21 protein-coding genes are annotated in these 19,497 nt (G+C 70.9%); 2 read left to right on the forward strand and 19 right to left on the reverse strand.

The window, feature by feature from the left end; genetic code table 11:
• Positions 1-24: 24 nt before the first annotated feature.
• The 16 genes from tsaD to coaA form a co-directional block, all read right to left on the reverse strand.
• Positions 25-1,047 carry a tRNA (adenosine(37)-N6)-threonylcarbamoyltransferase complex transferase subunit TsaD gene (tsaD, locus tag QSK34_RS18035; protein WP_285585434.1) on the reverse strand — a complete coding sequence of 341 codons (1,023 nt, stop codon included), beginning with the start codon at positions 1,045-1,047 and terminating at the stop codon, positions 25-27.
• Positions 1,040-1,471: a ribosomal protein S18-alanine N-acetyltransferase gene (gene rimI, locus QSK34_RS18040; RefSeq protein WP_030451448.1), complete on the reverse strand. Its 432-nt coding sequence runs from the start codon at positions 1,469-1,471 to the stop codon at positions 1,040-1,042. Before rimI ends, tsaD begins: the two co-directional genes overlap by 8 nt.
• A gap of 20 nt (positions 1,472-1,491) precedes the next feature.
• Positions 1,492-2,193, reverse strand: a complete 702-nt coding sequence (gene tsaB / locus QSK34_RS18045; RefSeq protein WP_285585437.1) for a tRNA (adenosine(37)-N6)-threonylcarbamoyltransferase complex dimerization subunit type 1 TsaB — start codon at positions 2,191-2,193, stop codon at positions 1,492-1,494.
• 32 nt (positions 2,194-2,225) lie between these two features.
• Positions 2,226-2,765, reverse strand: coding sequence for a class F sortase (locus tag QSK34_RS18050; RefSeq protein ID WP_285585438.1), 540 nt, complete (start codon positions 2,763-2,765; stop codon positions 2,226-2,228).
• A gap of 4 nt (positions 2,766-2,769) precedes the next feature.
• Positions 2,770-3,405, reverse strand: a complete 636-nt coding sequence (locus QSK34_RS18055) for a hypothetical protein (protein ID WP_285585439.1) — start codon at positions 3,403-3,405, stop codon at positions 2,770-2,772.
• Positions 3,406-3,521: 116 nt separating this feature from the next.
• Complete coding sequence (gene tsaE / locus QSK34_RS18060; protein WP_161482682.1) at positions 3,522-3,950, reverse strand: tRNA (adenosine(37)-N6)-threonylcarbamoyltransferase complex ATPase subunit type 1 TsaE; 429 nt, start codon at positions 3,948-3,950, stop codon at positions 3,522-3,524.
• 26 nt (positions 3,951-3,976) lie between these two features.
• Positions 3,977-5,029 carry an alpha/beta fold hydrolase gene (locus tag QSK34_RS18065; protein ID WP_285585440.1) on the reverse strand — a complete coding sequence of 351 codons (1,053 nt, stop codon included), beginning with the start codon at positions 5,027-5,029 and terminating at the stop codon, positions 3,977-3,979.
• The gene (gene alr / locus QSK34_RS18070) at positions 5,026-6,153 is read right to left on the reverse strand and encodes an alanine racemase (RefSeq protein ID WP_285585442.1); all 1,128 of its coding nucleotides are present in this window, start codon (positions 6,151-6,153) and stop codon (positions 5,026-5,028) included. Before alr ends, QSK34_RS18065 begins: the two co-directional genes overlap by 4 nt.
• Entirely contained in the window at positions 6,150-7,610 is a 1,461-nt protein-coding gene (locus QSK34_RS18075; protein WP_285585444.1) for an NAD(P)H-hydrate dehydratase, read from the reverse strand. The genes alr and QSK34_RS18075 overlap by 4 nt, the downstream gene beginning before the upstream one ends.
• Before the next feature lie 174 nt (positions 7,611-7,784).
• A complete protein-coding gene (locus tag QSK34_RS18080) occupies positions 7,785-8,219 on the reverse strand; it encodes a holo-ACP synthase (RefSeq protein WP_285585445.1) in 435 nt (144 codons plus the stop codon).
• Positions 8,216-8,932 carry an ABC transporter permease gene (locus QSK34_RS18085; RefSeq protein WP_285585446.1) on the reverse strand — a complete coding sequence of 239 codons (717 nt, stop codon included), beginning with the start codon at positions 8,930-8,932 and terminating at the stop codon, positions 8,216-8,218. Before QSK34_RS18085 ends, QSK34_RS18080 begins: the two co-directional genes overlap by 4 nt.
• Positions 8,929-9,837 (reverse strand): ABC transporter ATP-binding protein, encoded by a 909-nt coding sequence (locus QSK34_RS18090; protein ID WP_285585447.1) that lies wholly within the window; start codon positions 9,835-9,837, stop codon positions 8,929-8,931. The genes QSK34_RS18085 and QSK34_RS18090 overlap by 4 nt, the downstream gene beginning before the upstream one ends.
• Positions 9,834-10,700 (reverse strand): ABC transporter permease, encoded by an 867-nt coding sequence (locus QSK34_RS18095; protein ID WP_285585448.1) that lies wholly within the window; start codon positions 10,698-10,700, stop codon positions 9,834-9,836. Before QSK34_RS18095 ends, QSK34_RS18090 begins: the two co-directional genes overlap by 4 nt.
• Positions 10,697-11,587, reverse strand: a complete 891-nt coding sequence (locus tag QSK34_RS18100; RefSeq protein ID WP_285585449.1) for an ABC transporter ATP-binding protein — start codon at positions 11,585-11,587, stop codon at positions 10,697-10,699. The genes QSK34_RS18095 and QSK34_RS18100 overlap by 4 nt, the downstream gene beginning before the upstream one ends.
• A 53-nt stretch (positions 11,588-11,640) precedes the next feature.
• Complete coding sequence (locus QSK34_RS18105; protein WP_285585450.1) at positions 11,641-12,597, reverse strand: DUF389 domain-containing protein; 957 nt, start codon at positions 12,595-12,597, stop codon at positions 11,641-11,643.
• A gap of 45 nt (positions 12,598-12,642) precedes the next feature.
• Positions 12,643-13,566, reverse strand: a complete 924-nt coding sequence (gene coaA, locus QSK34_RS18110; RefSeq protein WP_285585451.1) for a type I pantothenate kinase — start codon at positions 13,564-13,566, stop codon at positions 12,643-12,645.
• Between the two features lie 93 nt (positions 13,567-13,659).
• Between coaA and glmS the strand changes: the two genes are divergently transcribed.
• Entirely contained in the window at positions 13,660-15,495 is a 1,836-nt protein-coding gene (glmS, locus tag QSK34_RS18115) for a glutamine--fructose-6-phosphate transaminase (isomerizing) (RefSeq protein ID WP_285585452.1), read from the forward strand.
• Positions 15,496-15,536: 41 nt separating this feature from the next.
• Positions 15,537-16,943: an alkaline phosphatase PhoX gene (locus QSK34_RS18120; protein WP_285585453.1), complete on the forward strand. Its 1,407-nt coding sequence runs from the start codon at positions 15,537-15,539 to the stop codon at positions 16,941-16,943.
• Positions 16,944-16,966: 23 nt separating this feature from the next.
• Here the strand turns inward: QSK34_RS18120 and glmM are convergent, their stop codons facing one another.
• The 3 genes from glmM to rplM are packed head-to-tail and all read right to left on the reverse strand — an operon-like array spanning position 16,967 to position 19,296.
• On the reverse strand, positions 16,967-18,298 hold the full coding sequence (gene glmM / locus QSK34_RS18125) for a phosphoglucosamine mutase (RefSeq protein WP_285585454.1): 1,332 nt from the start codon (positions 18,296-18,298) through the stop codon (positions 16,967-16,969).
• A gap of 1 nt (position 18,299) precedes the next feature.
• Complete coding sequence (rpsI, locus tag QSK34_RS18130) at positions 18,300-18,821, reverse strand: 30S ribosomal protein S9 (protein ID WP_030451466.1); 522 nt, start codon at positions 18,819-18,821, stop codon at positions 18,300-18,302.
• Positions 18,822-18,852: 31 nt separating this feature from the next.
• Positions 18,853-19,296, reverse strand: coding sequence for a 50S ribosomal protein L13 (gene rplM, locus QSK34_RS18135; RefSeq protein WP_030451467.1), 444 nt, complete (start codon positions 19,294-19,296; stop codon positions 18,853-18,855).
• Between the last annotated feature and the right edge of the window lie 201 nt (positions 19,297-19,497).

Below are 19,497 nucleotides of genomic sequence, written 5' to 3' on the forward strand. Positions count from 1 at the left end.
CCCGGCCCTTTCGTGTTCCTACGTTCAGACGCTCACGGTCGTGATCGGCATCGACGAGTCGGCCGGGATGTCGAGCAGCGAGGGCGTCGCCCCCGCCGCGACCAGGTTGGACCCCAGCGCCGCCACCATCGCCCCGTTGTCGGTGCACAGGCCCGGGCGCGGCACCCGCAGCCGGACCCCGGCCGCGTCGCAGCGCTCCTGGGCCAGCGCCCGCAGCCGCGAGTTGGCCGCCACGCCGCCGCCGATCAGCAGGTCGCCGACGCCGTGGGCGCGGCACGCCTGGAGCGCCTTCCTGGTCAGCACGTCGACCACGGCCTCCTGGAACGAGGCCGCCACGTCGGAGACCGAGACGGAGTCGCCCTGCTTCTCCACGTATCGGGCCACGGCCGTCTTCAGGCCGGAGAACGAGAAGTCGAGCGTGCCGTCGTCGACCTTGCCCCGGGGGAACGGGATCGCGTCGCCGCGCCCCTCGCGGGCGGCCCGGTCGATGTGGGGGCCGCCGGGGAACGGCAGCCCGAGCACCCGGGCGACCTTGTCGAACGCCTCACCGGCGGCGTCGTCGACGGTCGAACCGAGGGAGATGACCTCACGCGTCACGTCGGGCACCAGCAGCAGCGACGAGTGGCCGCCCGAGACCAGCAGGGCCATGCACGGCTCGGGCAGCGGCCCGTGTTCGAGCTGGTCGACCGCCACGTGGGCGGCGAGGTGGTTGACCCCGTAGAGGGGCACGCCGAGACCCACCGAGTAGGCCTTGGCGGCGGCGACGCCGACCAGCAGCGCGCCGGCCAGGCCGGGGCCCGCCGTGACGGCGATGGCGTCGATGTCGGAGAACTTCAGGCCCGCCTTCGCCAGGGCGCTGTCGACCGTGGGGGCCATCGCGTCGAGGTGGGCGCGGGAGGCCACCTCGGGGACGACTCCCCCGAAGCGGGCGTGTTCGTCCATGCTGGAGGCGATCGTGTCGGCCAGCAGGGTGTGGCCGCGCACGATGCCGACGCCCGTCTCATCGCAGGACGTCTCGATCCCCAGGACGATCGGCTCGTCAGCCATCGAGTTTCCTCACCATCGTGATCGCGTCGGTTCCGTCGTCGTAGTAGCCCCGCCGGAGGCCGAGCTGGTGGAAGCCGAACCGTTCGTACATGGCCTGGGCGGGGGCGTTGTCGGCTCGGACCTCCAGGAAGACCGCTGAGGCCCCCCGGCGGGCGGCCTCGTCGAGCAGGGCGTTGAGCATCAGGGCGCCGACCCCGGCCCGCCGGTGTTCGGCGAGCACGGCGATGGTCTGCACGTCGCCCTGGTCGCCCGCCACGGCCAGGCCGGCGTAGCCGACGATCCGGCCGTCGCGCTCGGCCACGATGTAGTGGCGGGTGCGCGGCTGGTCGGCCAGCTCGCCGAGCATCATGCGCTCGCTCCACGCGTCGGCGGGGAAGGTGGCGCGTTCGAGCTCCATGACGGCCGGCAGGTCGTCGACGCCCATGCCGCGCAGCGTCACCACGCTCACGCCGTCACCTTCTTGGGCGCCCCCGGGATCTGTGCGTCGGGGCGCCGCAGGTAGATCGGCACGGGCGGGCCGAGGACGGCCCGGTTCTGAGCGGCCTCGACCGAGTCGATGCGCCCCTCGGGCAGCTTGGCCGCCGCGGCGGCCTCCTCGGGCGACAACCGGCCCAGCTCGACGGCGGCCAGCGCGGCCAGCGCCCCGGCCGACGGGTGTTCGGGACCGGTCACGCCGTCGAGGTAGAGCCGGGCGCCCACGACCGTGTGCTCGACCGGCACGTCGGCGGGCTTGTCGACCCGGGGACCGTCGAGCCGGGTGGAGCCGTCGGCGTAGGTCGCCCAGAAGAGCTCCTTGCGGCGGGCGTCGGTGATCACCGTGAACGGGCCGGGCACTCCGGCGGCGTAGGCGATCGCGTCGAGGGTGCAGATGCCGTAGGCGGGCACCCCCAGCGTCGTCGACAACGCCCGCGCCGTGATGAGGCCGACCCGCAGGCCGGTGTAGGGCCCGGGGCCCGCTCCCGCGACGACGGCGGTGACGTCGTGGACGGTCACGCCCGCCTCACGCAGGACGGTCTCGATCGCCGGCGCGAGCAATTCCCCGTGGCGCCGGGCGTCGATGGTGGTGGATTCCGCCAGCACGCGTGTTCCGTCGTGCACCGCGGCGGTCACGGCAGGGGTCGCCGTGTCGAAGGCCAGGACCAGCACGAAAAGCAAGCCTAGCCCTACAGCACGTGTGCTCAGGAGCGGGAGGCGTACACGATCACGTTGTCCTTGTACTCGTGGGCGTCCCAGTCGAACTGCCCGCCGCAGGTGATCAGGCGCAGGCCCTCGCCGAGGTAGACCTTCTCGGCGGGGAACGACTCCTTGGGGATCTGCTCGATCGCGTCGACCTTGTAGGAGACGGTCTTGCCGTCGGACCTGACAACCTTGACGACCGCGCCCTTCTTCAGCTCCCGCAGCCGGTAGAAGACGGCGGGCGCGGTCTTGGTGTCGACATGTCCGATGATCACGGCCGCACCCTCGTCGCCGGGCACGGAGCTGCCCTCGTACCACCCGGCGATCTTCGGTTTCTCGTACGGCGGCAGCTCGACCTCCCCATCGCCGGTGAGGCCGAGCTTGATCAGCGGCGCCTTCATCTGGAGCACCGGGATGTCGATGCGTTCGGGCACGGCTTTGCTGCGCTCGCCCTCGACCTGGGCCGTTTCCGGCTTGGTCATCACGAACAGGACGAACCCCGAGACGATCGCCGCGACGACCATCCGGGTGGAGACGGCCAAGGCGTCAGCCCCGGGCGCGCCTGCGGGCCACCGCGATGCCGAGACCGGCCGCGGCCAGCAGCCCGACGGCGAACGGAGCGACCGGGATGCCCGACTCGTCGGCGGGACCGCCGGCGGCCGTGCCGCCGCCGCCCGCGCCGGGGGCCTTGGTCGGGAAGCGGGTCTCGTCGGCGGTGTTGCCGCTGCGGAGCACCTGCAGGCGGGCGTTGCCGATGTCGTTGGTGGCCGAGCAGCGCACCTCGACGCGGTAGCCGCCGGCCTTGGCGCTCGCCTTGAGCACGGCCACGCCGGTCAGCCGGGGCGCGGGGGCCGGGGACGGGGCGGGCGTCTCGGCCGCCGGGGCCAGCAGACTCACGATGCCGGTGAACGCGTCGGAGTGGGCGCTGGCCTGGTAGCTGGTGCCCGGCAGCGCGGGCGGGCAGTAGGCGGTGATCCGGATGTTCCGGGACTGCCCACCCTGGATCTCGTCGGGGCTGAGCGTGACCCGGACCTCCTGTCGGGGCGGGATGCTCGCGGTGACCGTCGGCACCGGTGGCGTCACTGTGATGGACGCCTCCGGGACGATGCCCGCCTCCGCGGAACAACCGGCGACTCCGAGTAGCAGCACCCCGGCCAACGCGGCCTTCGATAACGCGTTCATCGGCCCACCCCTCCCACCGCCGACCATTACCCAGAAAATCTAGGCCAATCCATTAGTAAAGATCTTCATTTTCTAACGAATCGGCGGCGGTGTGGAAGGCTCCAAGCGGGACCGTACTAGATCGTCCCTGCGGGAATATCGGACCAACGATTGCCAACACCCCGAAGCAGGACATACCTACTCTCATCGGTGTCGTCCCGGTCAATCACGATTTCGAGGCGCTCGTCCGACAGCCCCTCGACGAGGCCCTCGCCCCACTCGACCACGGTGACCGAGTCGGCCAGCGAGGCGTCGAGGTCGAGGTCGTCGACCTCGAGCGCGCCGCCCAGGCGGTAGGCGTCGGCGTGGACGAGGGCCGGGCCCCCGGACAACGACGGATGCACCCGGGCGATCACGAAGGTCGGGGAGGTGATCGGGCCGCGTACCTTCAGGCCCTCGCCTATCCCCTGGGTGAGAGTCGTCTTCCCGGCTCCCAGCGGGCCGGTCAGCACGACCAGATCGCCCGCCCGCAGCAGCCCGGCGATCTTCACGCCGAGTGCGCGCATGTCCTCGGCCGTGGCCGCAGGCTCCTTCACCTGTCCCCCAGTTCCGCCCGGTCGATCAGGTCGATCAGGGCATCGTTCACGATTCCCGGACACTCGAGCTGAACCAGGTGGGAACTGTCGGTCACCATGGTCAGCGTCGCCGTCGGCACGGCCGCCGCGATCGCCCTGCTGTGCTCGGGCGGGGTCAGCCAGTCGCGGTCGCCGACGATGATCGACGTGGGCACCTTGTTCAGCACGTCGAGCGCCTTCAGCTTGTCATGGGACATGAGCGCCGGGTAGAAACCGGCGATCACGTCGGCGGGCGTGGCCCGGATCATCGACTCGGCGAAGTCGACCAGGGTCGGGCTGACCCGGCCGGAGTCGCCGAAGCCGAGGTGGCGCAGCAGCAGGAACGAGATGTCGTTCCCGGCCTGACGCCCCCGGTCGACCAGCGCGGCCTTCTTCTTCATGACCGACACGGCCGCCGGCGTGGCCTTGTGGACCAGCTTGGCGACCAGGGCGGGCATGCCGAGGCTGAGCTCGGCCAGCTTACCGGCGGAGGTGGAGATGAGCGCGACGCCCTTGACCTTGTCGCCGAACAACTCGGGCCGCCGATCGGCCAGCGCCATGATGGTCATGCCGCCCATGGAGTGGCCGACCAGCACGCACGGCCCCGGCACGAGGTCGTCGAGCACCTGCGCGAGGTCCTCGCCCAGCCGGTCGATCGACTGGTCGACGTCGGCCACCCGCTCCGAGCGGCCGTGGCAGCGCTGGTCCCAGACGACCACGCGGTACTTCTCGCGCAGCAGGCGCCACTGGTAGTGCCAGGAGTCGGAGGTCAGGCAGTAGCCGTGGCAGAGCACGACGGTCAGCGGGGCGTCGGGCGGCCCGTCGACCTCGGCGGCGAGGGTGAGGTTGTCGGAGGTGACGACCCGGGCGGTCGTGCCGTGGAGCTCGCCGAAGGGCTCGCTGGCCTCCAGGTCGGGCCGCAACCGGATGCGGCCCACGGCGTAGCGCTTGGCCAGGGCGGCCACCGCCACCCCCGCGGAGGCCGCGCCGACCACGATCCCCGCGATGCCGGCTGTGCGCCGTACTGTCATTCCCGATCTCCTTGCCGCACGTGCACACGTGGCACCCGGGTGCCGATCCTGGTCACGATCTCATGAGTGATCGTGCCGAGGGAATCAGCCCATTCCTGACATGTGGGTTCATTTCTATCGCCTGGGCCGAAAAGGACAACTTCGTCCCCTTCTGTGGCGGGGTGGTCACCCAGGTCGATGGAGAACTGATCCATGCACACGCGTCCGGCGATGGTGAAGCGTTGGTCGTTGACGAGGACTTGGGCACGGTTGGTGGCGTTTCGCATGATCCCGTCCGCGTACCCGAGGGGAACCAGGCCAAGCGTGGTGTTCCTGTCGGTGACGTAGAGGTGGCCGTAGGAGACCCCCGTGCCCTTCGGGACCCTCTTGACGAGGGCGAGCCGGGCAGTGAGGGTCATGGCGGGCCGCAGGCCGAAGTCGCCCATCTCGGGGATCGGGCTCAGCCCGTAGAGGGCGATGCCGGGCCTGACCAGGTCGTAGCGCGCTTGGGGCAGGGTGACGATCGCGGCCGAGTTGGCGATGTGCCGCCTGACCCCCGGCAGGCTCCCGGCCGCCTCGTCGAAGGCGGCCAGCTGCTTGTCGATGGACGGATGGCCGGGGATGTCGGCGCAGGCGAAGTGGGACCAGACCCCGTCGACCACGATCACGCCCTCGGCCTGGGCCTTCAGCGCGGCGTCGACCAGATCGGGCCACGCCTCGGCGGTCGCCCCGCCCCGGGAGATGCCCGTGTCGACCTTGAGGTGGACATTGACTGTCTTTCCGGTACGCCGTGCCGCGGCCGCGATCTCGTCGATCAGCCACGGCGCCCCGGCCGAGAGGTCGACCCCCTTGGCCACGGCCTCGTCGAGCGGCTCCCCCGGCGGGATCAGCCAGGCCAGCACCGGAGCCGTGATCCCGGCGTCTCTGAGCGCGACGGCCTCACGGACCGTGGCGACCCCCAGCCCCGACGCCCCGCCCTCCAGGGCCGCCTTCGCGCACGGCACCAGGCCGTGGCCGTAGGCGTCGGCCTTGACGGCCGCCAGCATCTCGGCCCCGCCGGCGGCCTCCTTGAGGAGGGCGGCGTTGTGACGGATGGCCGAAAGGTCGACCCTGGCCTCGGCAGGAGTGACGAAGCTGCTGCTCATGCCTCCATATTTGCAGCCGTCCGGAGGTGCCGGATCACATCCGGCAACGAGAGGGCGACATCGAGTGCGGCGATCGGCGCGCCCTCGGCGGCCTTCCGGGCGGCCAGGCCGTGGAGGAAAGCGGCTGCGCTTCCGGCGTCGTAGGGGGCCAGTCCGGCGGCGAGCAGCGTCCCCGAGATGCCCGACAGGACGTCACCGGTGCCCGCCGTGGCCAGCCAGGAGGTGCCGGTCGGGTTCACCCTGACCGGACGGCCCCGCTCGGCGACCAGCGTGGTCGAGCCCTTGAGCAGAACGGTCACCTGGAGCTCCTCGACCGCCCTGCGGACGTGCTCGATCCGCCGGGCCTCGATGTCCTTCGGGTCGGCGCCCAGGATCCGGCCCAGTTCGCCGGCGTGCGGGGTGATCAGCGTGGGCGCCTCGCGGCGCAGCAGCCCGGGGTCGTTCGCGACGATGGTCAGGGCGTCGGCGTCCACGATCACCGGCAGGCCGGTGGCGAGCACCTCGGCGGCGATCCGCCGGGCCCGCTCGTCGGTGCCCATGCCGGGGCCGAGCACCCAGGCCTGGACCCGCCCGGCCTCCTCGACCGGATCTTCCCGCAGCACGGTCGTGACGGCCTCGGGCCACCGGGCCCTGACCTGGTGGACGGCGTCTTCGGGCCCGGCGAACCGGACCATGCCCGCCCCCGCCCTGACCGCCCCGCCCACGGCGAGCACGGCCGCCCCCGCGAACCGGTCGCTCCCGGCCAGGACCCCGACGACGCCCCGGCGGTACTTGTCCGACTCGATCCCCGGCACCGGCAGCAGCCGGGCCACGTCCCGGGCGGTCAGCACGGTGATCTCGGGTTCGGGCAGGTGGGGGGTCAGCCCGATGTCGACCAGTTCGACGATCCCGGCCCGCTCGGCCCCCGGATCGACGAGCAGCCCGGCCTTCCGGGCCCCGAACGTGACGGTGACCTGGGCCTTCACAGCCTCCCCGGCGACCTCGCCGGTGCCGGAGTCGACCCCGCTCGGCACGTCGACCGCCACCACCATGGCCCCCGACTCCGCGGCGACCCGTGCGAGCGTGGCATAGGGGTCCCGCAGGCCTCCCCTGCCGCCGATCCCGAGCAGCCCGTCGAGGATCAGGTCGGGCACGCCGACCTCGCCGGCCTCGATCACCCGGCCACCGGCTCTCTTCAGGGCCGCGAGCCCGCCCTCATGGGTTCTGCTCCCCGCGAGCACCGCCTCGACGCGGGCGCCCCGGGCGGCGAGCCGCGCCCCGGCGTAGAGGGTGTCCCCGCCGTTGTCGCCGCCTCCCACGAGCAGGACGACCCGGGAGCCGTAGACCCCCGGCAGGAGCCGCGCGCAGACGGCGGCGAGCCCGGCGGCGGCACGCTGCATGAGCTCGCCGTCGGGCACGAGGGCCATCAGGGCGTGCTCGGCCTGCCTGACCTGATCGCTGGTGAAAGCAGTCCACATGAGGTCGACGCTATCCCGGCGCCTGCCACGATCACTCGGCCCGGATGCCGGATTTTCGGGCGGGAGCCGTCGCGGCGCTTCCCTTGAGCGGCCGAGGAGCGCCGGTCGGCCGCCCGTCACCCGGGGCGGGGGGCGGTGCCGGGGTGGGCGGAGCCGTAACGGAGCCTGAAGAGGTCAGGCCTCGGCGATCACGTAGGCGACCGCGAAGCCGCCGTCGTGGCTGAGCGACAGGTGCCACCTGCGCACCCCGAGTTCCTCCGCGACCTCCCCGGCCCGGCCGCCGACCGTCAGCATCGGGCGGCCGTGGTCGCCGACGACGACCTCGGCCTCGCGGTGGGCCAGGCCCGGCGGGCCGCCCAGCGACTTCGCCACCGCCTCCTTGGCGGCGAAGCGGGCCGCCAGGGAGGCCACCGGGACCTCGCGGCCGCCGTCGGCGAAGGTCTCGCCCCAGAGTTCGGTGCCGGCGTTGCCGGAGACCAGCCCCGTCGAGACCGAGCGGCCCTGGAGTTCGGCCTCGGTGAAGAGGCGTTCGCGCAGGGCGGGCCGGCGTTCCAGGGTGGCCGCGAACCGCGCGACGTCCACCAGGTCGACCCCGATACCGACGATCACTCGTCCCCCGTGAGTGAGAGCACCCGTAGCCGCTGACCGGCCCACAGCACCGACCCCACCACGACGATGACCATGGCCGGGACGGCGAAGCTCAGCGCCACCTCCGACTTCAGGAAGGCTGTGGTCGTCACCTGGTCGGCGATCGACTGGGCCCACTGCTGGATGGAGAAACGCCGTGCTCCGGGCACATACCCGCCGATGAGGCCCTCCCACACCAGGGCGTAGATCACGCCGATGGTGACGGCGTGCCGGGAGACGACGCCGAGGAGGAGGAACACGGCGGCGTAGGCGATCCCGGCGAACAGGGTGCCCAGCGCGAAGCCGCTCGCGATGCCCGACTCGGTGCCGATCAGGATGTAGGCCGCCACGTAGGTCGGGATCACCGAGAAGGCCACCATCAGCGAGGCCGCGACGACGAACTTGGTGAACGCGATCACCGGACGGGAGATCGGCTTGGACATCAGGTGGATGATCGTGCCGTCTTCGATCTCCGGCGCGATCACGCCCGTCCCGGCGATCAGGCCGAGCAGGGGCAACATGGTGCCGATCGCGAAGACCTTCATGAGTTCGACGGCGACGCTCTCGTCGCCGCCCCCGATGAAGCGGAACAGGAGGGCGAAGGCGATCAGCGCGATGGGCAGCAGGGCCAGCAGCCAGATCCGCTTGCGGCCCAGCATGGCCCGGTAGGTGATGGACGCGACGACGGTGTTCATGATCGGCCGCTCAGGTAGGAGAAGACGCTTTCCAGGTCTTCGTCGGTCGGGGACACCTGCCACAGGCGCACGCCCAGGTCGCGGGCGAGCCTCGGGAGCTGGTGGGTGAAGCGCCGGAAGTCGACGGTGCGGACCTCCAGGCCCTGCGGCGTCAACGACACCCCGCCCGACGCGCTGTCGGCGATCAGCGCGGCCGCCAGCCGCCGGTCGTCGGAGGAGCGCACCCGGAACAGGTGGGGCCGGTCGGTCATCCGCCGCCGGATCTCGCGGTAGTCGCCGGAGGCGGCGTGACGCCCGGCGACCATGACCTCGATCTGCTGGGCGACCCGCTCGACCTCTTCGAGGATGTGGGAGCTGAACACGACGGTCCGGCCGGACGCGCCCAGCTGACGGACCAGGTCCATCAGGTGGAGCCGCTGGCGCGGGTCCATGCCGTTGAACGGCTCGTCGAGCAGCAGCACCGACGGTTCGTGGACGAGCGCCCCGGCGACCTTGATGCGCTGCCGCATGCCCTTGGAGTAGGTCTCGATCCGCCGGTCCTGCGCGGCGGCCATGTCGACCTGGGCGATGGCCCGTTCGGCCGCGTCGTCGCCGAGCCCGTGGAGGCGGGCGGCCGACTGCACGAACTGCCATCCGGTGAGGAAGCCGTAGACGCCCTCCTTCTCGGGCACCAGGCCGATCGTGCGGTAGACGTCGTGGTTCTTCCAGATCGGCTTGGCGTCGAGGGTGGCCGTGCCGCCCGACGGCTGGAGGAAACCGGCCATCAGGTGGAGCAGGGTCGACTTCCCGGCGCCGTTGGGGCCGAGCAGGCCGGTCACGCCGGGGCCGATCGTCATCGTCACGTCGTTGACCGCGACGACGTTGCCGTACCAGCGGCTGACCTGCCGGATCTCGATCACGCTCATGCGGCCAGCGCCTTCCGGTAGCGGGCGTAGAGGGCGGCCAGCGCCAGGAGCACCACCGCGACGACGACCAGCGCCGGACCGGCCCCGCCCGGAACGGGCTCACCGCTGGCAGACTGGGTCCCGAACAGATTGACCTGCACGGCGTTGACCAGGAAGAACGGATTGAGCAGGAAGCCCCACCTGCCGGCTTCCACGTGGCCCTCGCTCTGGAGCACCCCGAACAGCACCGCCGAGGCGGCCAGCGTGAACATGTAGAACGCGATCACCGACGCCACCCCGAGCCCCCGGCGCGGCGTGAACGAGGCCAGTGTGAGCCCGATCGAGGCCAGCAGCACCGCGTTGATCAGCGAACCGGCGAGCCCGGCCAGATATTCGTGGGTGTGCAGCGGCATCGGCAGGTCGATCAGCAGTTCGCCGACGAACTGCACGGTGAGCGGCACGACCATGAGGATCAGCAGCGCCGCGATCATCGCGGCGAGTTTGGCCCCGATGTAGTCGACGATCGTGACGGGCCGCGACAGGTAGAGCGGGATCACCCGGTGGCGCAGGTCGGGCGCCACGAGCACGGGCGACTGGGCGGCCAGGAAGATCGCGATGACCGGCTGCATGAAGACCGCGTAGTCGGTGTAGCTCAGCGGCGCCTGCTTCAGCAGCGCCATGATCGTGATCGACACCACGGCCGGCAACATCATGGCCCCGAACAGCAGGAACGGCATGATCTTCGACTTGAACGTGCGGCCGAGCCCGAAGGTGCCGCGCAGGCTGTAGACCCACAACGCGACGGCGCCGGCGCCCCGCCCGAGCCGGGGCCCGTCGTAGTGGCGGTAACCGATGTCGTGGATGACTCCGGTGGGCTGGCTCATCGGAACACATCCTCAATGCGGGCGTGGCGCTGCTCCAGGCGCACCAGGTTGAGATCGAGGTCGACGACCGCGTCTCTGAGCAGGTCGTAGGTCTCGTCGGCGCGCACCTGCACGGTCAGGGCGCGGCCCTCCACGACGACGGTCTCGCCGGTCTCGGTCAGCCGGGCGGCCAGCTTCTCCAGCCCTTCCTCGACCTCCACGGAGATCACCTGGGAGGCCTGGGTGAGCTCGCCGATCGCCGAGGAGCGCAGCAACCGCCCGGCGTCGATGACGATCACGTGGTCGCAGATGCGTTCGAGCTCGCCCAGCAGGTGGGAGCAGACCAGGACGCTGATGCCGAACTCGGTGCCGATCCGGTGGACCAGGCGGAGCATCTCGTCGCGGCCCTGCGGGTCGAGGCCGTTGGTCGGCTCGTCAAGGAAGATCACCTTGGGGTCGTGGACGAGCGCCTGGGCCAGCTTGACCCGCTGCTTCATGCCGGTCGAGTAGCCCCCGATCGGCCGGTAGCGCTCTTCCTGGAGCCCTACGTGACGCAGCGTGTCGGCGGCCCGTTCACGGGCGGCGATGCGCGGCAGCCCGGACATCCGGGCCATGTGCACGATGAACTCGGTCGCGGACTGGTCGGGCGGCAGGCAGTCGTGCTCCGGCATGTAGCCGACGGAGCGCCTGATCTCCTGCCCCTGCGTGACCGGGTCGAGGCCGAGCACCCGGGCCGAGCCCTCGCTCGCCGGGACCAGCCCGAGAAGGATCTTGATCAGCGTGGACTTGCCCGCGCCGTTGGCGCCCACCAGCCCGGTCACCCCGGCGCCGACCTCGACCGTGAGCCGGTCGAGCGCGGTGACCCGGGGATATCGCTTGGTGAGCGCCTCGGTGGCGAGGATGGTCATGATCGGGACAGTACTCCTTCACCTGTCGACGGGTCGTCGCCCATAAGAACGAGTCATCGGTCAGACCGTGGTCGCGGGCCGACGCGTTCCCCGTACTTCCCCCAGAGGAGCCGCTGGGCCAGCAGGGTGAGCGTGCCCGCGATGACCATGCCGAGGATGTTCACGCCGAGCTGCAGCCCGGCGTGGCCGACCTCGGCCCAGTCGCCGAGGGCGACCGCGACGGCGGCGTATCCGGCGGCCGGCACGGTGGTGACCGAGATGAACACGCCGACCAGCGACGACGACTTGCCCGCCGTGATCGACAACACCCCCGCCACCCCGGCCAGCAGCGCGACGATGAACGACCACCGGTCGGGCTTGACGATGAAGTTCACCTCTTCGGTGTTGCCCTCGGCGATCATGGACGGCTCGATCCAGCCGAGCCCCCGGGCGACCAGCGCGCAGGCCAGGGTGACCACGATGGCCGCGGCGAACCCGATGACCAGGTTGCGGACCGCCGCCCCGATCAACCCGGACTCCCGCTGCAGGAGCCCGAAGCAGACGGCCGCGATCGGCCCGAACTCGGGCCCGAGCACCATCGCCCCGACGATCAGGATCGGCGAGTTGAGCAACACGCCGATCGCGGCGAGCTGCGTGGCGATGGCGAGGAAGACGATGAACGCCCAGGTCATGCGGCTGTCGTCGGCCACCCGCGCGGCGAGCTCCTCCCAGACCACCGCGTCGTCGCCCTCGCCTGGCGCCTCCGCGCGGGCCCGGTCGGCGGCCTCGGAGATGGCGATGTCGATCTTCTCGACCGCGATCGACCCGCTGGTCTCGATCCCGAGCCCGCGCAGGCTCTCGATGACCCCGTTGGCGGCCTCCCTGGCGACGTCGAACTCGACGAGATCACCCTGGGGGGATCGCGCGACCCCCGGGAAGACGACGAGGTTGGTGACCCCGGTCGCCTCGCGCAGGCAGCCGACGACCCCGTCGGTGGCCGAGGTGGGGCTGATCACCCGAATGTGCAGCACGCGACCGATTATGGCCGCAGCCGTCGAACGCGACGGGAACCGCCGTCAGACCCGGCGCAGCCGGATTCGCCGGATCGAGTGGTCGGGCCCCTTCTGGAGGATGAGCCCGGCCCGCCCGCGCGTGGGGGCGATGTTCTCCACCAGGTTGCGCTCGTTGATGTCGCGCCACACGTTCCGCGCGAACACGGTCGCCTCGTCCTCCGACAACTCGGCGATGTGCTTGAAGTAGGACTTCGGATCGGAGAAGGCGGTGCGCCGGAGCTTGTGGAAACGGTCGACGTACCAGCCGCGGATGTCCTCCACCCGGGCGTCGACGTAGATCGAGAAGTCGAAGTAGTCGTTCACCGCCAGCGCCGTGGGCGGGGCGGGCTGCAGGACGTTCAGGCCCTCCACGATCAGGATGTCGGGGCGCTTGACCACCTGCCGCGCGCCCGGCACGACGTCGTATTCGAGGTGGGAGTAGACCGGAGCCTGCACCTCGGGCTTGCCGCGCTTCACGTCGGCCACGAACTTGACCAGGGCCCGCCGGTCGTAGCTCTCGGGGAAGCCCTTGCGGTGCATGATGTCGCGCTCGGCGAGCACCGCGTTCGGGTAGAGGAAGCTGTCGGTGGTGATCAGGTCGACGCGCGGGTGCTCGGGCCAGCGGGCGAGCAGGGTGTGCAGCAACCGCGCGGTCGTCGACTTGCCGACCGCGACGCTGCCGGCGATGCCCAGGATGTAGGGCGGCGGCGCGGCGTCGTCGCCGAGGAAGGTGCTGACGGCGGCTCCGCGCTGCCGGGCGCCGGTGAAGTGGAGGTTCAGGAGCCGGGTCAGCGGCAGGTAGATATCGGTCACTTCGGCCAGATCGATGGGATCGTCGACCCCTCTGAGCTCTTCGAGTTCGGCCTCGGTGAGCGTCATCGGCGTATTGCGCCGCAGCTCGCCCCACTGGGCCCGGCTCAGCTCGACGTACGCGTCCCGATCCGCCACGACGCCCAACCCTACCCCGATCTTGACCGCCGGTGGAGTTTCCAGGACCGGCGAAATGGAATGTTCTGTCCCATACGTGATTGGGGGCGAACTATGTGCGGGATCGTCGGATACGTCGGATCACGTCTCGCCATCGACGTCGTCGTCGACGGCCTGGCCCGGCTGGAGTACCGGGGCTACGACTCGGCGGGGATCGCCCTGGTCAACGGCAAGCTGAGCGTACAGAAGAGAGCCGGGAAGCTCGCCAATCTGCGGGCCGCGCTGGCCGAGACCGCGCTCGTCGAGGCCACCGTCGGGATCGGCCACACCCGCTGGGCCACCCACGGGGCCCCGACCGACCAGAACGCCCACCCGCACACCGACTGTCCCGCGCAGGTCGCGGTCATCCACAACGGGATCATCGAGAACTTCGCCGCCCTCAGGGCCGGCCTGGCCGAGAAGGGGCACATCCTGGCCTCCGACACCGACACGGAGGTCGTCGCCCACCTCATCGAGGACGAGCGGGCCACCGGCGCGGGCCTGGCCGAGGCCATGCGCCGCGTCTGCCGGCGGCTGGAGGGCGCGTTCACCCTGCTCGCCGTGGACACCGCCGAGCCCGACCTGGTCGTCGGGGCCCGCCGCAACTCGCCGCTCGTCGTCGGCAGGGGCGTCGGCGAGAACTTCCTCGGCTCCGACGTGTCCGCCTTCATCGCGCACACCCGCCGCGCCATCGAACTGGGTCAGGACCAGGTCGTCGAGCTGCGTGCCCACGACGTGACGATCACCGACTTCGACGGCATCCCGGTCTCCTGCCGCGAGTTCGTCGTCGACTGGGACGCCACGGCCGCCGAGAAGGGCGGCCACGACCACTTCATGCTCAAGGAGATCGCCGAGCAGCCCCGCGCGGTCGCCGACACGCTGCTGGGCCGGGTCGACGAACAGGGCCGGTTGCGGCTCGACGAGGTCAGGCTGCCACTCGGCACGGTCGACAAGATGATCATCGTGGCCTGCGGCACCAGCTACCACGCCGGGCTGATCGCCAAGCACGCGGTCGAACGCTGGGCCGGGCTGCCCTGCGAGGTCGAGCTGGCCAGCGAGTTCCGCTACCGCGACCCCATCCTGAGCTCCGGCACGCTGATCGTGGTGATCTCCCAGTCGGGCGAGACCATGGACACCCTCATGGCCCTGCGGCACGCCCGCGAACAGGGCTCGGCCGTCCTGGCGATCTGCAACGTGAACGGCTCCACCATCCCGCGTGAGGCCGACGCGGTGATCTACACCCACGCCGGGCCGGAGATCGCGGTCGCCTCCACCAAGGCGTTCCTGACCCAGCTCGTCGCCTGCTACCTGATGGCCCTCTACTTGGCCCAGCGCCGCCGGACCCTGCCCGACGAGGAGATCAGGGGCATCCTGGCGCGCCTGTCCAAGGCCCCGGCCGACGTGGAGGCGGTGCTGACCACCGTCGAGCCGGTCCGCGAACTCGCCCGCACGCTGAAGAACCAGCGCTGCGTCCTGTTCCTCGGCCGCCACGTCGGCTACCCCGTCGCCATGGAGGGTGCGCTGAAGCTCAAGGAGCTGGCGTACATGCACGCCGAGGGCTTCGCGGCCGGGGAGCTGAAGCACGGCCCGATCGCCCTGATCGAGGAGGGCCTGCCGGTCGTCGTCGTGGTGCCGTCACCCAAAGGCGAACCGACCCTGCACGGCAAGATCGTGTCCAACATCCAGGAGATCCGCGCCCGCGGCGCGATGACCATCGTGGTCTGCGAGGACGGCGACACCGCCGTCGAACCCTACGCCGACGCCCTGATCCGCGTCCCGGCCGTCCCGACGCTCCTCCAGCCGCTGGTCACGACGGTCCCGCTGCAGGTCTTCGCCTGCGAGCTCGCCTCCGCCAAGGGCCTGGACGTCGACCAGCCCCGCAACCTCGCCAAGTCCGTGACCGTGGAATGAGATTAATGTGACATGAACGACGAGTGACCAGGGAGACCCTCATGGATCGACGTTCGTTCATCGCCGGCAGCGCCGGCCTCGCCCTGTTAGGCGGCCCGTTCGCCGGAGTCGCCGCGGCCGGCGCCCGCGCCACCCGGGTCCACGGAGCCGACTACGGCCCGCTGGCCCCCGCCGCTGACCTGCGTGACGGCGTGGTCCGCCTGGAGCTCCCGAAGGGGTTCGCCTACCGGTCGTTCAACCCCGCCGGAAGCGACTTCACCCAGGGCGGCGTCACCCCGGGCCGTCACGACGGCATGGCCGCCTTCGCCGGGCCGCGCGGCACCGCGATCCTGGTGCGCAACCATGAGGTCAACGGCCCGGTCGGCGCATTCGGCGACGTGGCCGCCGCCTACGACCCGGCGGCCGGCGGCGGCTGCGCCACGCTCACGGTCACCCGCTTCGGCGAGGTCGTCAGCTCGGGCGTGTCGCTGAACGGCACCCAGATGAACTGCTCCGGCGGCCCCATGCCGTGGGGAGCGTGGGTGACGTGTGAGGAGACCGTCAACGGGCCCGACGTCGGCAACGACTTCACCGGCGCCGACAACACGCTGCTCAAGCAGAAGCACGGCTACATCTTCGAGGTGCCGCTGCGGCGCGACGCGTCGCGTACCCCCATCAGGAAGGCCGGTCGGTTCGCCCACGAGTCGGCGGCCTTCGACCCGGGCAGCGGCGCGATCTACCTGACCGAGGACAACTTCGGCTTCCCGTCGGGCTTCTACCGCTACCTGGCGCCCAAGCACCCCGGACGGGCGGGCCGCATCCTCGACGGCGGCCGGCTCCAGATGCTCGCCGTGCAGCGCAGCCCCCGCAAGGACCTGTCGGTCGGGCTCACGCCGGGCTCGACGTGGGAGACCACCTGGGTCGACATCGACGACCCCGACCCGGCATTCACCGTGAAACCCACCAACGACCAGGCCATCCAGTACGTCGGCAACCAGGGCCGCGACCAGGGCGCGGCGCTGTTCTCCCGCCTCGAAGGGGCCGTGTACGACGACGGCGTCGTCTACTTCGTCTCCACCCAGGGCGGCGCGACCGCACCCGGCGACACGCCCCCGTCGGGGTTCGGCAAGGGCCGCGGCCAGGTCTTCGCCTACGACACCCGCTCCGGGCGGCTGCGCCTGATCTACGAGTCGCCCTCGGCGCTGGCGCTCGACCTGCCCGACAACATCACCACGAGCAGGCACGGCACGCTGGTGCTCTGCGAGGACGGCGACGGCGGCAACTACCTGCGCGGGCTCACCCGGCGCGGTCAGATCTTCGACTTCTCCCGGCTGGTCAGCACCGACGGGGGCGCGGAGTTCGCGGGGGCCTCGTTCGGGCCGGGTGGTCACACCCTGTACGTCAACGTGCAGTCGTCCCAGGGCCTGTCGTTCGCCGTCTGGGGACCATGGCAGAAGGGCGGCTTCTGACAGAGCAGAAACCGCCCTCGAGTTCATCCGCAGGTGACTCGGACGACCTCGGCCAGTCGATCCGCCATCTCCGTCGCCTGGTCGTGCGAGGCCGCCTCGACCATGACGCGGATCATCGGCTCGGTGCCGCTCGGCCGGATCAGCACCCGGCCGGTGTCGCCGAGCTCCAGTTCGGCCTGCGCGACCGCCGCCAGCAGGGCGGCCTCGCGGGCGCGGTTCTTGTCGACGTTCTTCACGTTGACGAGGACCTGCGGCAACTTCGTCATCACCGACGCCAGCTCGGCCAGCGGCTTGCCGGAGCGGGCCACCGCCGCCAGCAGGTGGAGCGAGGTCAGCAGGCCGTCGCCGGTGGTCGCGTGGTCGAGCATGATGACGTGCCCGGACTGCTCGCCGCCGAAGGTGAAGCCGTCCTCCCGCATGCGCTCCAGCACGTAGCGGTCGCCGACGGCCGTCTCGACGACCGTCACCCCCGCCTCGCGCATGGCCAGCTTGAAGCCCAGGTTGGACATCACCGTGGCGACGACCGTGTCCTTGGCCAGGCGGCCTTCGGCGCGCATCTCCATCGCGAGGATCGCCATGATCTGGTCGCCGTCGATCTCGGCGCCGTCGGCGGTCACCGCGAGGCAGCGGTCGGCGTCGCCGTCGTAGGCGATGCCCACGTCGGCCCCGCTCGCCAGCACCGCCTCACGCAGCGGGCCCAGGTGGGTGGAGCCCACGCCGTCGTTGATGTTGAGGCCGTCGGGGGCGGTGCCGATCGTCTCGACCTCGGCCCCGGCGCGCAGCAGCGCCTCGGGAGCCACCATGTGGGCGGCGCCGTGGGCGCAGTCGACGACGACCCGCAGACCGTCGAGACGGTGCGGCAAGGAGCTCAGGACGTGGGAGACATAGCGTTCGGTCTCGCCGTACGCCTCCCGCACCCGGCCAACGGCCGCGCCGACGGGACGTTCCCACTTCTCCCCGAGACGCCGTTCGATCTCGTTCTCCACCGCGTCGGGCAGCTTGAAGCCCTGCCGGGTGAGGAACTTGATGCCGTTGTCGGGCGCCGGGTTGTGCGAGGCCGAGAGCATGACACCGAGGTCGGCTCCCAGCTCAGGGGTCAGGTAAGCGACCGCCGGGGTGGGCAGCACGCCGAGACGGAGCACGTCCATGCCAGACGACGCGAGGCCGGCGACCACAGCGGCTTCGAGGAACTCCCCCGAAGCGCGCGGGTCCCGGCCTACGACGGCGAGCGGGCGGCTCCTCCCGGCATCGCGCAGGACGTGCGCGGCGGCCACGGACAGGTCCATGGCCAGCTCGGCGGTGAGGTCGCGACCCGCGACCCCACGTACCCCGTCGGTGCCGAAGAGGCGGCCCAACTTAACGCTTGCTGTACTGCGGAGCCTTGCGGGCCTTCTTGAGGCCGTACTTCTTCCGCTCCGTGGCGCGGGCGTCACGGGTGAGGAAGCCGGCCTTCTTCAGCGGCGGCCGGTTGGTCTCCGCGTCGAGGATCGCCAGCGCGCGGGACAGGCCCATGCGCAGGGCGCCGGCCTGACCGGTCACGCCGCCGCCGTCGATGCGGGCGATGACGTCGAACTGCTCCTCGGCGCCGAGCACCACGAAGGGCTCGTTGACGATCTGCTGGTGGACCTTGTTCGGGAAGTAGACGTCGATGCTACGACCGTTGATGGTCCACTTGCCGGTGCCCGGGACGATCCGGACACGGGCCACGGCCTCCTTGCGGCGGCCGGTGCCGTACGAGTTGCCCGTGGTGACGGGCTTGCGCACGGGGGCGTCGGCAGCGGGGGCCGACTCGGTGGTGTACTCGGACGGGAACTCCTCGCCCGCGAATTCCTCGACGTCGCCCTCGACGAGCGTCTCGGTACCGATGGTCTCAGCCACGGTTCTCCTCTTAACTTTTTCTGGCTCGGCGTTACTGGGCGATCTGAGTGATCTCGAAGGGCACCGGGCTCTGCGCCTGGTGCGGGTGCTCCGGACCGGCGTAGACCTTGAGCTTCTTGGCCATCTTCCGGCCGAGGGCGTTCTTGGGCAGCATGCCCTTGACGGCCTTCTCGACGGCCCGGTCGGGACGCTTCTCCATCAGCTCGCCATAGGTGACCGAGCGCAGACCGCCCGGGTAGCCGGAGTGGCGGTAGGCCTTCTTCTGCTCCAGCTTGTTGCCGGACAGAGCGATCTTGTCGGCATTGACGATGATCACGAAGTCGCCGGTGTCGACGTGGTTCGCGAAGATCGGCTTGTGCTTGCCACGGAGCAGGACCGCGACGTGGCTGGCCAGCCGGCCGAGCACGACGTCGGTGGCGTCGATGACGTACCACTGACGTTCGACGTCGTTGGGCTTCGGGGTGAACGTGCTCACGGCAGTGCCTTCTGTCGGATGGTGAACAGTCGGAGGTCGCGCGGGCCCACGACGCTCAACCATCCGTCTCCACACAACGGGAGATGACGCCGGACGCGCCGTGTTCAGTCAGCGAAGGACTGAAGCACACACAACGATCCACCACCATACCCGGTCCCGTTGACTTGAGCAAAACGCAACGGTCCAAAACGGAGCGCTTAC

Origin of the sequence: Herbidospora sp. NBRC 101105 (assembly GCF_030269205.1) — a bacterium.
GTDB lineage: Bacteria > Actinomycetota > Actinomycetes > Streptosporangiales > Streptosporangiaceae > Herbidospora > Herbidospora solisilvae.